This window comes from Vibrio sp. 10N.222.46.A1 (assembly GCF_041473595.1).
Classification (GTDB): domain Bacteria; phylum Pseudomonadota; class Gammaproteobacteria; order Enterobacterales; family Vibrionaceae; genus Vibrio; species Vibrio tasmaniensis_A.
This window is the reverse complement of the sequence record NZ_JBFRSN010000467.1, coordinates 1-436: the sequence shown is the minus strand read 5'-3', so window position 1 is coordinate 436 and position 436 is coordinate 1. Positions and strand designations below refer to the sequence as shown.

The window sequence follows — 436 nt, the reverse complement described above, 5'->3', positions numbered from 1 at the left end:
AACCACAAAGAATCAATAACTTAAAACCAAACTCTGTTGCACGTTTTTTGCGTAACCAAGTTGGAACGCATCTTGCGTTTACTGTTGAGTCTTTAATTAATTACGACATCAATTCGCACGGTTCTAGTGCAATTGAGACAAAGCTAAGGGAGAGAGCTTTAATGAGTCAAACGGTTAACCAAGTTCATAGCGCAGTACAGAGCTTGACGCAGAGTTCGGATACTCTGTTTTTATTATTAGGCGCCATCATGGTCTTCTTAATGCACGCAGGCTTTGCATTTTTGGAAGTAGGTACAGTTAGAAAGAAGAACCAAGTTAATGCGTTGGTTAAGATCCTCTCGGACTTTGGAGTCTCCGCCATTGCTTACTTCTTTATCGGTTATTGGGTCGCTTACGGCGCGCACTTTTTTGCCGACGCAGAAACGCTATCGCAAGG

1 pseudogene is annotated in these 436 nt (G+C 42.7%); it reads left to right on the top strand.

The window, feature by feature from the left end:
• Positions 1 to 161: 161 nt before the first annotated feature.
• A pseudogene (locus AB4496_RS14100) lies at positions 162 to 436 on the top strand (ammonium transporter); the annotation flags it as partial.